Raw genomic sequence first — 13,872 nt, 5'->3', positions numbered from 1 at the left:
GCCCGGCGCCGGCGTCAGGGGCGCGGATTCCTGCGGCGTGCGAAGCTCGGGTGGCGCTGCTGGCGCGCCGGACGCAGCATCCGGCGCGGTCGGCGACGGTGGCGGCATGGGATGCACGGCCGGCGGGTTCGGCTGAACCACTTCGGACCGGGTGATCAGCGCGTTGGGCGCGCCCATTCCCGACTCGAACCAGGCGTATACGCCCGCACCGAGCAACGCCACGATGAGCAGCAGTACCAGCAGGGGATGGCGCCCGCGCGCGGGTTGGCGCGCCGCAGTGGCGGTCGCCGCCGGCGCCGCGTGGGACGCCACCGCCGGAGCAACCGGATCCGGTGCCATCTCGGCCTGCGCTGCGATGCCCAGCATGCCGGCCAGATCGGCCAGCGTCTGCGGCCGATCCGCAGGCGCCATGGCCAGGCCGGCATCGATCACGGACAGGAAATCGGGGCTGTACTTCGTCAATCCCAGGGAGGCGAGCGGCTCGTACGTATCCTCCGCGCGGCGCTCAGGCGCCGGCGCGGGCTTGCTGCCTATGACCAGCGCGTACATCACCGCGCACAAGGCGTAGATGTCGCTCCACGGGCCACGAGGCCATTCCACCGAATCGGAGTAAAGCTCGAACGGCGCAAAGCCGGGGGTCGGTGTGCGGGTGGCGCGGCGCGAACGCGCCACCACCAGTTCGGGCACCAGATGGGCCCGGGCGTTCTCGTCCATGCCCACCGTATCCAGCGAAATATCGCCGCAGATTTCAGCTTGGGCATGCAAGGCCATCAAGGATGGCAGCAGATCGGACAGAAGCCGCTTGATGCGGGTTTCCGGCACGCCCCCCGCCGTGCTGGCGGCGATCGCGCTCAACGGACGCAGAGCAAGCGGCGCGGCGCCGGAAAAGGGGCCACGCGGCGTCAAGAGGCCGGCGGAAGAAGACATGGTCGGGACTGGGGCTGTCGCGCGACAGCTGAATTAACTATGGAATAAGGCGAATATTATCCAATCCGCACCGCAAGGACATTGCGGAAAATGTCCGAGCGCATCAGGCTGTGGCACGATAGCGTACTGCTAAACCCCTCTACATCTTTGGAAGCCATGAAAATTCGCGTTCTGAGTAGTCTGCTCGGCTTATCGGCCCTGTTGGCGGGGTGCGCCGGCGTCACGTCGAACCCGCCGGAAGCGCCGCCCACCGCAGAAGCTTTGGACCAACTGCAGCAAGTACGCGACAAATACAGCGCTGGCCGCTACGGAGAAGTCATCCGCGGCGTCGCCACCTCCGACGCCCTGGCCACCTCCACCAAGGCCGTGCGCATCGAAGCCTACAAGCTGCAGGCGTTCAGTTACTGCGTGAGCAAGTATTCGCGGCTGTGCGAAGACAGCTTCGCCCGCATCCTGGCCCTGGACCCCGCCTTCGAGCTGGCGCCGAACGAAGCTGGCCACCCCGTGTGGGGCCCGGTCTTCCGCCATGCCCAGGCACAGGTCGCGAAGTAATCGCGCTTGAGCTAAAAAAAAAGGCCGCTGATTCGCATCAGCGGCCTTTTTGATTCCGGGCATGCCGCGCCAGACTGCGCGCGGCATCCCTGCCGGGTGTTTCCGCTTACTCGGCGGAATCCTCGGCGCCGAGGTCGGATGCCGGCGTTTCCGCATCCGAGCCCACCGTAACCGGCGAGTCTTCGAACGGGTTGGCCAACTGGCGGGCGGCTTCGCGTTCCGCGGCCTCCAGCTCTTCCTTGTCGCGGCGTGCGTGGTGGTAAGCCAGACCCGTCCCTGCCGGGATGAGGCGGCCGACGATCACGTTTTCCTTCAAACCACGCAGATCGTCGCGCTTGCCCATGATTGCGGCTTCGGTCAGGACACGCGTGGTTTCCTGGAACGATGCGGCCGAGATGAACGAGTCGGTCGACAGCGAGGCCTTCGTGATACCCAGCAGCACGTTGTCATACGTGGCGGGGATACGATCTTCAGCCTGCATGCGGTCATTCGCATTCAACAGCTCGGAGCGCTCGACCTGCTCGCCCGGGATGAACTCGGTATCGCCCGCGTCAACGATGTTCACACGACGCAGCATCTGACGAACAATCACTTCGATGTGCTTGTCGTTGATCTTCACGCCCTGCAGACGGTACACGTCCTGCACTTCGTCGACGATGTAGGTCGCCAGCTTCTCGATGCCTTGCAAGCGCAGGATGTCGTGGGGATCGGCCGGGCCGTCCACGATCATTTCGCCCTTGTTCACCACCTGGCCGTCGTGCACCAGAACCTGCTTTTCCTTCGGAATCAGGAACTCGTGGCTCACACCTTCCAGGTCGGTGATGACCAGACGCTGCTTGCCCTTGGTGTCCTTACCGAACGAAACCGTGCCGGTAACGTCGGCGAGCATGCCGGCGTCCTTCGGCGAACGGGCTTCGAACAGCTCGGCCACGCGCGGCAGACCGCCGGTAATGTCGCGGGTCTTTTGCGATTCTTGCGGAATACGCGCCAGAACTTCACCCACGGCAACCTGCTGGCCGTCGCGCACGGTAATCAGCGCGCCCACCGGGAACGAGATGTTCACCGAGTGATCGGTGCCGGCGATCTTGACGTCTTCGCCGTTCTCGTTGACCAGCTTGATCTGCGGACGCATGACGATCTTGCCGCCACGGGTCTTCGGCGTGATGACGACAAGCGTCGACAGGCCGGTGACTTCGTCCACCTGCTTGGCAACGGTCACGCCTTCTTCGATGTTCTCGAAGCGGACGGCGCCGCCGTATTCCGACACGATCGGACGGGTCAGCGGATCCCACGTCGCCAGACGCGCGCCAGCCTTCACGGCTTCGCCATCGCCCACCAGCACGGTCGCGCCGTACGGGATCTTGTGGCGTTCGCGTTCGCGGCCGTTGTCGTCGAAGATCGCCAGTTCGCCGGAGCGCGAGATCGCCACGCGTTCGCCCTTGGCGTTCGTGACATAGCGCATCGTGCTGGCAAAACCGACGTTACCGCTGGACTTGGTTTCCACCGCGCTGGCCAGGGCCGAACGCGACGCCGCGCCACCGATGTGGAACGTACGCATCGTGAGCTGCGTGCCCGGTTCGCCAATGGACTGGGCGGCGATGACGCCAACCGCTTCGCCCTGGTTGACCGGCGAGCCACGACCCAGATCGCGGCCATAGCAGTGCGCGCACAGACCGTGGCGCGTTTCGCACGTCAGCGGAGTGCGGACCTTGACTTCGTCCACGCCGATGCGGTCGATGGTGTCGACCAGATCTTCGTCCAGCAGGGTACCGGCGACGATGGCCGTTTCCTGCGTGTCCGGGTTGATGATGTCGATGGCGGCAACACGACCCAGGATCCGGTCGCGCAGCGGCTCGATGACTTCACCGCCCTCGACCAGGGCCTTCATGTTGTAGCCCTGCGAAGTGCCGCAATCGTCCTCGGTGATCACCAAGTCTTGCGTCACGTCGACCAGACGACGGGTCAGGTAACCCGAGTTGGCGGTCTTCAGTGCCGTATCGGCCAGACCCTTACGCGCGCCGTGAGTCGAGATGAAGTACTGGAGTACGTTCAGGCCTTCACGGAAGTTCGCGGTAATGGGCGTTTCGATAATCGAGCCGTCCGGCTTGGCCATCAGGCCGCGCATGCCGGCCAGCTGGCGGATCTGGGCGGCCGAACCGCGGGCGCCCGAGTCAGCCATCATGTAGATGGAGTTGAACGATTCCTGGCGCACTTCCTCGCCGTGACGGTTGATCACGGGTTCGGTGGCCAGTTGTTCCATCATCGCCTTGCCGACCTTGTCGCCGGCCTTGCCCCAGATGTCCACCACGTTGTTGTAGCGTTCCTGCGACGTGACCAGACCCGACGAGTACTGCTTGTCGATTTCCTTCACTTCGCGGCTGGCTTCGGCCAGGATGCCTTCCTTGGCGGTCGGGATCAGCATGTCGCCCATGGCGATGGAGATACCGCCGCGCGTGGCCAGGCGGAAGCCCGACTGCATCAGCTTGTCAGCGAAGATCACGGTGTCGCGCAGGCCGCAACGGCGGAACGACTGGTTGATCAGGCGCGAGATTTCCTTCTTCTTCAGCGCCTTGTTCAGCACCGTGAAGGGCAGGCCCTTGGGCAGGATTTCGGACAGCAGCGCGCGGCCGACCGTCGTCTCGTGACGGCGGATCACCGGCTGCCATTCGCCAGCCTCGTCGCGCTCGTGTTCCTTCAGGCGCACGGTGATGCGCGATTGCAGCTCGACTTCGCCGTTGTCGTAGGCGCGCTGCACTTCAGCGACGTCGGTGAAGAAGATGCCTTCGCCGCGGCCGTTGATGCGCTCGCGCGTCGTGTAGTACAGGCCCAGCACGATGTCCTGGGACGGCACGATCGACGGTTCGCCGTTGGCCGGGAACAGCACGTTGTTGGAGGCCAGCATCAGCGTGCGCGCTTCCAGCTGGGCTTCCAGCGACAGCGGCACGTGGACGGCCATCTGGTCACCGTCGAAGTCGGCGTTGAACGCCGCGCAAACCAGCGGGTGCAGCTGGATGGCCTTGCCTTCGATCAGGACCGGTTCGAACGCCTGGATACCCAAACGGTGCAGCGTGGGCGCACGGTTCAGCATGACCGGGTGTTCGCGGATGACTTCTTCCAGGATGTCCCAGACCACCGGTTCCTGGCTTTCCACCAGCTTCTTGGCAGCCTTGATGGTCGTAGCCAGGCCCATCATCTCCAGACGATTGAAGATGAACGGCTTGAACAGTTCCAGGGCCATCAGCTTGGGCAGGCCGCACTGGTGCAGCTTGAGCTGCGGGCCCACCACGATGACCGAACGGCCCGAGTAGTCGACGCGCTTGCCCAGCAGGTTCTGACGGAAACGACCGCTCTTGCCCTTGATCATGTCGGCCAGGGACTTGAGCTGGCGCTTGTTGGCGCCGGTCATGGCCTTGCCGCGGCGACCGTTGTCCAGCAGCGAGTCGACGGCTTCCTGCAGCATCCGCTTTTCGTTGCGCAGGATGATTTCCGGAGCCTTCAGCTCCAGCAGGCGCTTCAAGCGGTTGTTGCGGTTGATGACGCGGCGGTACAGGTCGTTCAGGTCGGAGGTCGCGAAGCGGCCGCCGTCCAGCGGCACCAGCGGACGCAGGTCCGGCGGCAGCACGGGCAGCACTTCCATGACCATCCACTCGGCCTTGATGCCGGACTTCTGGAAGCCTTCCAGCACCTTCAGGCGCTTGGAGATCTTCTTGATCTTGGCTTCCGAACTGGTGGCCTTCAGTTCGCCGCGCAGCGTTTCCACTTCGCGGTCGATGTCGATGGTGCGCAGCAGTTCGCGCACGGCTTCCGCGCCCATCAGGGCACGGAAGTCGTCGCCGTACTCTTCGGTCTTGGCGAGGAAATCGTCATCCGACATGATCTGGCCGCGCTTGAGCGGCGTCATGCCAGGTTCGATCACGCACCAGGCTTCGAAGTACAGCACGCGTTCGATGTCGCGCAGGGTCATGTCGAGCACCATGCCCAGACGCGACGGCAGGCTCTTCAGGAACCAGATGTGCGCGACGGGGCTGGCCAGCTCGATGTGGCCCATGCGTTCACGGCGAACCTTGGCGACGGTGACTTCCACGCCGCACTTTTCGCAGATCACGCCACGATGCTTCAGGCGCTTGTACTTGCCGCACAGGCACTCGTAGTCTTTGATCGGGCCAAAGATCTTGGAGCAGAACAGGCCGTCGCGCTCGGGCTTGAACGTGCGGTAGTTGATGGTCTCGGGCTTGCGAACTTCGCCGTAGGACCACGAACGGATCTTCTCGGGCGAGGCGATGCCGATCTTGATGGCATCGAACTGCTCGTCTTGCGAGACTTGCTTAAAGAGGTCGAGTAGCGCTTTCATTAGTTACGCTCCAAATCCATGTCCAGGGCCAACGAGCGGATTTCCTTGACCAGCACGTTGAACGATTCCGGCATGCCGGCGTCGATGACGTGGTCGCCCTTGACGATGTTTTCGTATACCTTGGTACGGCCGGTGATGTCGTCCGACTTCACCGTCAGCATTTCTTGCAGGGTGTAGGCGGCGCCGTATGCTTCCAGCGCCCACACTTCCATTTCCCCGAAACGCTGGCCGCCGAACTGCGCCTTGCCGCCCAGAGGCTGCTGGGTAACGAGCGAGTACGGACCAGTCGAACGCGCGTGCATCTTGTCGTCGACCAAGTGGTGCAGCTTCAGGTAGTGCATGTAGCCGACCGTGACGGGACGCTCGAACTGCTCGCCCGTGCGGCCGTCGTACAGCCATGCCTGCGTACGCGACGGCGTCAGCGCCATGCGCTTGGCGACATCGTCCGGATAGGCCAGCTCCAGCATCGTGGTGATTTCCTCTTCGGTCGCGCCGTCGAAGACGGGCGTCGCGAACGGCACGCCGTTCTTGAGGTTCTGGGCCATTTCCATGACTTCTTCGTCGGTCAGCTCGTCGATGCGGGCGCCGGTGCCGGTCGTGTTGTAGACCTTGTCCAGGTACGCACGGATGTTCTTGACCTGCGCGGTGCGCTCGTCGCGCAGCATGTCGGCGATGCGATGGCCCACGCCCTTGGCAGCCCAACCCAAGTGCACTTCCAGCACCTGGCCGACGTTCATCCGCGAGGGCACGCCCAGCGGGTTCAGAACGATGTCGGCCGGCGTGCCGTCAGCCATGTGCGGCATGTCTTCCACCGGAGTGATGCGCGAGACCACGCCCTTGTTGCCGTGACGGCCTGCCATCTTGTCGCCAGGCTGCAGACGACGCTTCACGGCCAGGTAGACCTTGATCATCTTCAGCACGCCCGGGGGCAGTTCGTCGCCTTGCGTCAGCTTCTTGCGCTTTTCTTCGAACGCCAGATCGAACTGGTGGCGCTTCTGCTCCAGCGATTCCTTGGCCTGCTCCAGCACGACAGCGTGCGGCTCATCCGCCAGGCGGATGTCGAACCACTGCCAGCGGTCCAGATCAGCCAAGTATGCCTTGGTGATCGTGGCGCCCTTGGCCAGCTTGCGCGGGCCGCCGTTGACGGCCTTGTTGACCAGCATCTTTTCGATACGGTCGAACTGGTCGTTTTCAACGATGCGCAGCTGGTCGTTCAGGTCCTGGCGATAGCGGCGCAGTTCATCGTCGATGATGGACTGGGCGCGCTTGTCGCGCACGATGCCTTCGCGCGTGAACACTTGCACGTCGATCACGGTGCCGGTCATGCCCGAGGGCACGCGCAGCGAGGTGTCCTTAACGTCGGAGGCCTTTTCGCCGAAGATGGCGCGCAGCAGCTTTTCTTCCGGCGTCAGCTGGGTTTCGCCCTTGGGCGTGACCTTGCCGACCAGCACGTCGTCGGCGCTGACTTCGGCGCCGATGTACGTGATGCCCGAATCGTCCAGGCGGTTCAGTTGCGTCTCAGCCAGGTTGCTGATGTCGCGCGTGATTTCTTCCGGACCCAGCTTGGTGTCGCGGGCAACGACCGTCAGTTCCTCGATGTGCACCGAGGTATAGCGGTCATCGGCCACAACCTTTTCGGAGATCAGGATCGAGTCTTCGAAGTTGTAGCCGTTCCACGGCATGAACGCGATCAGCATGTTCTGACCCAGGGCGAGTTCGCCCAGGTCGGTCGATGCGCCGTCGGCCAGCACGTCACCCTTGGCGACCTTGTCGCCACGCTTGACGATGGGACGCTGGTTGATGTTCGTGTTCTGGTTGGAACGCGTGTACTTGATCAGGTTGTAGATGTCGACACCGACTTCGCCGGCGACGTTTTCTTCATCATTCACGCGGATCACGACGCGCTCGGCGTCGACGTGGTCGACCAGGCCGCCACGCAGCGCCTGCACGGTCGTGCCCGAGTCAACGGCCACGGTGCGTTCGATACCCGTACCCACGACCGGCTTTTCCGGACGCAGGCAAGGCACGGCCTGACGTTGCATGTTGGCGCCCATCAGCGCGCGGTTCGCGTCGTCGTGCTCCAGGAACGGAATCAGCGAGGCCGCAACCGACACGATCTGCGACGGGGCAACGTCCATGTAGTGCACGTTGGCCGGAGCGGTCAGCATGGTTTCGCCAGCTTCGCGGCAAGCCACCAGGTCGTCCACGAAATGGCCCGCTTCGTCGAGCGCGGCGTTGGCCTGCGCGATGACGTAGTGGCTTTCTTCGATGGCCGACAGGTAGTCGATCTGCTCGCTGACCTTGCCGTCGATGATCTTGCGGTAAGGCGTTTCCAGGAAGCCGTACTCGTTCAGGCGAGCGTACAGCGCCATGGAGTTGATCAGGCCGATGTTCGGGCCTTCCGGCGTTTCGATCGGGCAGACGCGGCCATAGTGGGTCGGGTGCACGTCGCGGACTTCGAAGCCGGCGCGCTCGCGGGTCAGACCGCCCGGGCCCAGTGCGGAAACACGGCGCTTGTGCGTGATTTCCGACAGCGGGTTGGTCTGGTCCATGAACTGCGACAGCTGGCTCGAACCGAAGAACTCCTTGATGGCGGCCGAGATCGGCTTGGAGTTGATCAGGTCGTGCGGCATCAGGTTTTCCGTCTCGGCCTGGCCCAGACGTTCCTTGACGGCGCGCTCGACGCGCACCAGGCCGGCGCGGAACTGGTTTTCGGCCAGTTCGCCGACGCAACGCACGCGGCGGTTGCCCAGGTGATCGATGTCGTCGATCTGGCCACGGCCGTTGCGCAGCTCGACCAGCACCTTGATGGTTTCAAGGATGTCTTCGTTGGTCAGCGTCATCGGACCGGTGATGTCCTCACCACGGCCCAGACGGCTGTTGACCTTCATGCGGCCGACGCGCGACAGATCGTACGTTTCTTCGCTGTAGAACAGGCGTTGGAACAGCGCTTCCACCGCTTCTTCGGTGGGCGGTTCGCCCGGGCGCATCATGCGGTAGATGGCGACGCGGGCAGCCATCTGGTCGGCGGTTTCATCGGTGCGCAGCGTTTGCGAGATGTACGGACCGCGATCCAGGTCGTTCGTGTAGAGGGCCTGGATGTCGTAGACGTTGGCAGCGCGCAGGGCGCCCAACACGCTTTCCGTGATTTCGTCGTTGGCGTTGGCGATGACTTCACCGGTGTCCGGGTCGACGATGTTCTTGGCCAGCACGCGGCCGTACAGGAAGTCTTCCGGCACGGAGATGCGCTGGATGCCGCCGGCAGCCAGGTCGCGCAGATGCTTGGCATTGATGCGCTTGTCTTTTTCGACAATGACCTTGCCGTCGCGGTCCGAGATGTCGAAACGGGCCATTTCGCCCTTCCAACGCTCGGGCACGAATTCCATCATCGCGCCTTCGCTCTTCAATTCGAAGTTGTCGAAGTCGAAGAAGTTGGCCAGGATCGATTCCGGCGTCATGCCGATGGCCTTGCACAGGATCGTGACAGGCATCTTGCGGCGGCGGTCGACGCGGAAGAACAGGACGTCCTTCGGGTCGAATTCGAAGTCCAGCCACGAGCCGCGGTAAGGAATCACGCGGGCCGAGAACAAGAGCTTGCCGGAGCTGTGGGTCTTGCCGCGGTCGTGCTCGAAGAACACGCCAGGCGAGCGGTGCAGCTGCGAAACGATGACACGCTCGGTGCCGTTGATGACGAAGGAACCCGTGCCCGTCATGAGCGGAATTTCGCCCATGTAGACTTCTTGTTCCTTCACTTCCTTCACGGTGGGCTTGCTGACTTCGCGGTCAAGCAGCACCAGGCGGACCTTGGCTCGCAGGGGCGAGGCATAGGTCAGGCCACGTTGCTGACATTCCTTGACATCGAACACCGGTTCGCCGAGCACATAGCTCACGAACTCCAAGCGCGCCATACCGTTGTGACTAACGATCGGGAAAATCGACGAGAACGCCGCCTGCAAACCGTCGGCTACGCGATCGGACGGGGCGGTATCCGCCTGCAGGAAAGTTAGGTAGGATTGAAGCTGTGTCGCCAACAGGAAGGGAACGTTTTGAACGTCTTCACGCTTGGCGAAGCTTTTGCGGATGCGCTTTTTTTCGGTGTACGAGTAAGGCATGAGCACTCCGACTCGAGGTTGCATGGGCCGTCAACCACGGCCCCAGGTGATACGACTCCAGGAAACCCCTCTGAAAAGGCATGACCCCAGTAGGGGTTTCCTGGAAACGCAAAAGCCCGGGGACTGCAAACTGCGCTGTCCCCGGGCAAGTTGACGCAGGTCTTACTTGACTTCGACCTTGGCGCCAGCTTCTTCCAGCTTCTTCTTGGCGGCTTCGGCGTCAGCCTTGGCCACAGCTTCCTTGACGGGCTTCGGAGCGCCGTCGACCAGGTCCTTGGCTTCCTTCAGACCCAGACCGGTCAGCTCGCGCACGGCCTTGATGACGCTAACCTTGTTCGCGCCGGCTTCCAGCAGGACGACGTTGAACTCGGTTTGCTCTTCAGCAGCGGCGGCAGCGCCACCAGCGGCGGGAGCAGCGACAGCGACAGCAGCGGCAGCAGCCGACACGCCGAACTTCTCTTCCATTTCCTTGATCAGCTCGGACAGCTCGAGCACGGTCATGCCAGCGATGGCGTCAAGGATTTCAGCTTTGTTAAGTGCCATTTTTCAGAACTCCAAATATTTTGGTAATGCCAGGGTTTGGGTGTCGCTTCGTCGTTCAGCGAATTCCGGACAGCAGGGCGATTAGGCCGCTGCCTTCTGGTCGCGCACGGCCGCGAGGCCACGGGCGAACTTGGTCGGAACTTCGTTGAGCGTACGCACGAATTGCGCGATGGGGGCTTGCATGGTGCCAAGCAGTTTCGACAGCAACTCTTCGCGGGACGGCATGGTGGCCAAAGCCTTCACGCCCTCTTCGGTCAGCAGGTTGTTGGGCAATGCGCCCGCCTTGATGACCAGCTTGTCGTTGCTTTTCGCGAAACCTGCGATAACCTTGGCCGCCGAAACCGGATCAGCGCTGATGCCATAGATCAGCGGACCGGTCAGTTGCTCAGCCAACGGCTCGAAAGCCGTGCCGGCAACAGCACGACGGGCCAGCGAGTTCTTCAGAACACGCAGATACACGCCCGATTCACGCGCAGTTTTGCGCAGTACGGTGACAGAGGCGACGTCCAGACCACGGTACTCAGCGATAACAATCGATTGGGCCTTGGCGACTTCCGCCGAGACTTCCTCGATTACCACCGCTTTCTCTTGACGATTGAGACTCACGGTTTGAACACTCCATCAAAAGACGCCTGGGGCCTGAGCCTTGCGCGTCAACCGAATGCGGCGCCTGGTCGAGTTCTTCGTGTAAAGAAATCTTCCTGGGGACGCCGTCTACGCTGGATCCGAACCTTGCGGGCTGCGGGATTAAGCGGAGTGGCTCGATACAGCTTGAACCACCTTGCTCCAGCGGTCTTTGACAGCAACATCCGGAGGAATCCGGATGCAGCCCAAAGTACGTTTACAGCTATCGGCTTAGTTGGCCGACAGCGAGGCAATTTCCACGCGCGCACCGCCGCCCATCGTGGACGAAACGGCGAGCTTGCGCAGGTAAATGCCCTTGGCAGCTGCGGGACGAGCCTTTTGCAGGGCGTCGACCAGAGCGGCCAGGTTGGTTTGCAGCTGTTCCACGCCGAACGACGCGCGGCCGATCGTTGCGTGGATGATGCCAGCCTTGTCGGTGCGGTACTGAACCTGACCGGCCTTGGCGTTCTTGACAGCGGTAGCGACGTCCGGGGTCACGGTGCCGACCTTCGGGTTCGGCATCAGGCCACGGGGGCCCAGGATCTGGCCCAGGGCGCCCACGACACGCATCGTGTCGGGCGAGGCGATGACCACGTCAAAGTCCATCTGACCGGCCTTGATCTGGTCAGCCAGATCGTCCAGACCGACGATGTCGGCGCCGGCGGCCTTGGCGGCTTCAGCCTTTTCGCCTTGGGCGAACACGGCCACGCGGACCGACTTGCCGGTACCGGCAGGCAGAACGACCGAACCGCGAACCAGTTGGTCCGACTTCTTCGGGTCGATGCCGAGCTGCACGGCCACGTCAATGGATTCATTGAACTTGGCGACAGCGGTTTCCTTGACCAGGGTCAGGGCTTCAGCGACCGGGTACATCTTGGTGCGGTCGATCTTCTGCGCAATGGCGGCGGCGCGCTTGGACAGTTTTGCCATGATTAGATCCCCTCAACCGTGATGCCCATGCTGCGGGCGCTGCCAGCGATCGTGCGCACAGCGGCGTCCAGATCAGCGGCGGTCAGATCGGGGCCCTTGGCCTTGGCGATCTCTTCAGCTTGAGCGCGGGTCAGCGTGCCGACCTTGTCGGTATGCGGCTTGGCCGAACCCTTTTGCACGCCAGCAGCCTTCTTGATGAGGACCGTCGCGGGCGGGGTCTTCATGATGAAGGTGAAGCTCTTGTCCGCGAAGGCGGTGATCACCACGGGAATCGGCAGACCAGGCTCCATGCCTTGGGTCTTGGCGTTGAACGCCTTGCAGAATTCCATGATGTTCAGGCCGCGTTGACCCAGTGCCGGGCCAATCGGGGGGGAGGGGTTAGCCTTACCAGCCGGTACTTGCAGCTTGATAAAGCCGACGATCTTTTTCGCCATGCTTAGCTCCTTGCGGGTGATATCGCTCCGTGCCATTCAGGCCTGGAGCTCCCCGGGGGTTGAGATTAGGTCTTTTCGACCTGACTGAAATCGAGTTCGACAGGCGTGGCGCGACCAAAAATGGTGACCGACACGCGCACCTTGCTCTTTTCGTAATTGACGTCTTCGACGTTGCCGTTGAAGTCCGCAAACGGACCTTCCTTGACCCGAACCATCTCGCCCACTTCGAACAGGATCTTGGGGCGGGGTTTCTCGACACCCTCTTCCATCTGGGAGAGGATCTTCTCGACTTCCTTTTCGGAAATCGGGGTCGGACGGTTACCCGAGCCACCCAAAAAGCCGGTGACGCGGTTGGTGTTCTTGACCAGGTGCCACGTTTCGTCGGTCAGGTCCATTTCAACCAGGACATAACCGGGGAAAATGCGGCGCTCGGTGATCGACTTCTGGCCACCCTTGACCTCGACGACTTCCTCGGAGGGCACAAGAATGCGGCCGAAAGACGTTTGCAGGCCCGCGCGCTCGATGCGCTCGTTCAAGGCCTTGTGTACGCTTTTCTCCATGCCGGAATACACATGGACGACATACCAACGCTTACTCATTTGCCGTCCTTATTTCCAGCCCAACAGCAGGCCGTAGAGAATCCATTCGATGCCCTTGTCGAGCACCCACATGAAAAGGCCCATGACCGCCACAAACGCGAAAACGATACCCGTCATCTGGGTCGTTTCCTTGCGCGTCGGCCACGAAACACGCTTGACTTCGTTGTAGGACTCGCTGGCGAAGCTCAGGGTGCGACGGCCGGGTTCGCTGAACCAGGCGATCACGGCTGCGATCACGAGGCCGCCGACGAAAACGCCGACACGTGCAGGCATCGGCTGCGCGCTGAGCACGGAGAACCCGACGATGCCAGCAATAACGACAAGAACCGCCAGCCCGAGCTTCAGCCGGTCGGCGGTACTGGTTACGGTTTCTACGCTGGTATTAGACATATTGCGACGCGAGCCGCCGTGAATGCGTAACTCGCGATGATCTCCCGCGGGTTTATCCTGGCGGTGGCAGGGGCAGTAGGAATCGAACCTACAACCTTCGGTTTTGGAGACCGACGCTCTGCCAATTGAGCTATGCCCCTAAAACACTACTGGCTTGCACTACACATTCACTGACTTCCCACCCAACGCTACGCGCAAGGTTGCGGAACCAGACATCATACTACTTTTACAGCAAAGATGGATAGAGGGGCTTTTCAGCCCACTCTACCCATCCGGGTATTGCTTACTTCAGGATCTTGGCGACGACGCCGGCGCCGACGGTACGACCGCCTTCACGGATGGCGAAACGCAGGCCTTCTTCCATGGCGATCGGAGCCAACAGCTTGACCGTCATGGCCACGTTGTCGCCC

Annotated in this window: 10 protein-coding genes, 1 tRNA gene and 1 pseudogene; 1 reads left to right on the top strand and 11 read right to left on the bottom strand. The window is 62.3% G+C overall.

The annotated features are described in order from the left end of the window. Positions 1 to 927 (bottom strand): serine/threonine protein kinase (locus WBB14_RS14875; RefSeq protein ID WP_424240509.1); only part of this gene is annotated, 927 nt, incomplete at its 3' end. A gap of 156 nt (positions 928 to 1,083) precedes the next feature. On the opposite strand from WBB14_RS14875, the gene WBB14_RS14870 reads away from it, so the two are divergent. Further along, complete coding sequence (locus WBB14_RS14870; RefSeq protein ID WP_424240508.1) at positions 1,084 to 1,479, top strand: TssQ family T6SS-associated lipoprotein; 396 nt, start codon at positions 1,084 to 1,086, stop codon at positions 1,477 to 1,479. Positions 1,480 to 1,585: 106 nt separating this feature from the next. Here WBB14_RS14870 and rpoC read toward each other — a convergent pair whose 3' ends face one another. From rpoC to WBB14_RS14820, 10 genes and pseudogenes are all read right to left on the bottom strand, one after another. Then, positions 1,586 to 5,830 carry a DNA-directed RNA polymerase subunit beta' gene (rpoC, locus tag WBB14_RS14865; protein ID WP_424240507.1) on the bottom strand — a complete coding sequence of 1,415 codons (4,245 nt, stop codon included), beginning with the start codon at positions 5,828 to 5,830 and terminating at the stop codon, positions 1,586 to 1,588. Next, complete coding sequence (gene rpoB, locus WBB14_RS14860; RefSeq protein WP_424240506.1) at positions 5,830 to 9,942, bottom strand: DNA-directed RNA polymerase subunit beta; 4,113 nt, start codon at positions 9,940 to 9,942, stop codon at positions 5,830 to 5,832. Before rpoB ends, rpoC begins: the two co-directional genes overlap by 1 nt. A 162-nt stretch (positions 9,943 to 10,104) precedes the next feature. Beyond that, positions 10,105 to 10,485 (bottom strand): 50S ribosomal protein L7/L12, encoded by a 381-nt coding sequence (gene rplL / locus WBB14_RS14855; protein WP_006216571.1) that lies wholly within the window; start codon positions 10,483 to 10,485, stop codon positions 10,105 to 10,107. Between the two features lie 81 nt (positions 10,486 to 10,566). After that, positions 10,567 to 11,091, bottom strand: coding sequence for a 50S ribosomal protein L10 (rplJ, locus tag WBB14_RS14850; protein WP_424240505.1), 525 nt, complete (start codon positions 11,089 to 11,091; stop codon positions 10,567 to 10,569). Between the two features lie 249 nt (positions 11,092 to 11,340). Further along, positions 11,341 to 12,039: a 50S ribosomal protein L1 gene (gene rplA / locus WBB14_RS14845; protein ID WP_173144795.1), complete on the bottom strand. Its 699-nt coding sequence runs from the start codon at positions 12,037 to 12,039 to the stop codon at positions 11,341 to 11,343. A 2-nt stretch (positions 12,040 to 12,041) separates the two neighbouring features. Next, on the bottom strand, positions 12,042 to 12,473 hold the full coding sequence (rplK, locus tag WBB14_RS14840) for a 50S ribosomal protein L11 (RefSeq protein WP_006227005.1): 432 nt from the start codon (positions 12,471 to 12,473) through the stop codon (positions 12,042 to 12,044). Between the two features lie 65 nt (positions 12,474 to 12,538). Then, entirely contained in the window at positions 12,539 to 13,072 is a 534-nt protein-coding gene (gene nusG / locus WBB14_RS14835; RefSeq protein WP_424240504.1) for a transcription termination/antitermination protein NusG, read from the bottom strand. A gap of 9 nt (positions 13,073 to 13,081) precedes the next feature. Then, positions 13,082 to 13,462, bottom strand: coding sequence for a preprotein translocase subunit SecE (gene secE / locus WBB14_RS14830; protein WP_424240503.1), 381 nt, complete (start codon positions 13,460 to 13,462; stop codon positions 13,082 to 13,084). A gap of 64 nt (positions 13,463 to 13,526) precedes the next feature. Next, a tRNA-Trp gene (locus WBB14_RS14825) sits at positions 13,527 to 13,602 on the bottom strand. A gap of 143 nt (positions 13,603 to 13,745) precedes the next feature. Further along, positions 13,746 to 13,872: pseudogene (locus tag WBB14_RS14820) on the bottom strand (elongation factor Tu); the annotation flags it as partial.

It is taken from the genome of Achromobacter sp. (assembly GCF_049647645.1).
Lineage (GTDB): Bacteria > Pseudomonadota > Gammaproteobacteria > Burkholderiales > Burkholderiaceae_B > Achromobacter.
Note: the sequence above shows the minus strand (reverse complement) of the source record. Positions and strands in the feature narration are given on the sequence as shown.

What these genes read in the sequence shown, in the direction of transcription:
- WBB14_RS14870 (WP_424240508.1), top strand. Translation starts at nt 1,084, where the DNA reads ATGAAAATTCGCGTTCTGAGTAGTCTGCTCGGCTTATCGGCCCTGTTG.
- rpoC (WP_424240507.1), bottom strand. Translation starts at nt 5,830, where the DNA reads ATGAAAGCGCTACTCGACCTCTTTAAGCAAGTCTCGCAAGACGAGCAG.
- rpoB (WP_424240506.1), bottom strand. Translation starts at nt 9,942, where the DNA reads ATGCCTTACTCGTACACCGAAAAAAAGCGCATCCGCAAAAGCTTCGCC.
- rplL (WP_006216571.1), bottom strand. Translation starts at nt 10,485, where the DNA reads ATGGCACTTAACAAAGCTGAAATCCTTGACGCCATCGCTGGCATGACC.
- rplA (WP_173144795.1), bottom strand. Translation starts at nt 12,039, where the DNA reads ATGGCAAAACTGTCCAAGCGCGCCGCCGCCATTGCGCAGAAGATCGAC.
- rplK (WP_006227005.1), bottom strand. Translation starts at nt 12,473, where the DNA reads ATGGCGAAAAAGATCGTCGGCTTTATCAAGCTGCAAGTACCGGCTGGT.
- nusG (WP_424240504.1), bottom strand. Translation starts at nt 13,072, where the DNA reads ATGAGTAAGCGTTGGTATGTCGTCCATGTGTATTCCGGCATGGAGAAA.
- secE (WP_424240503.1), bottom strand. Translation starts at nt 13,462, where the DNA reads ATGTCTAATACCAGCGTAGAAACCGTAACCAGTACCGCCGACCGGCTG.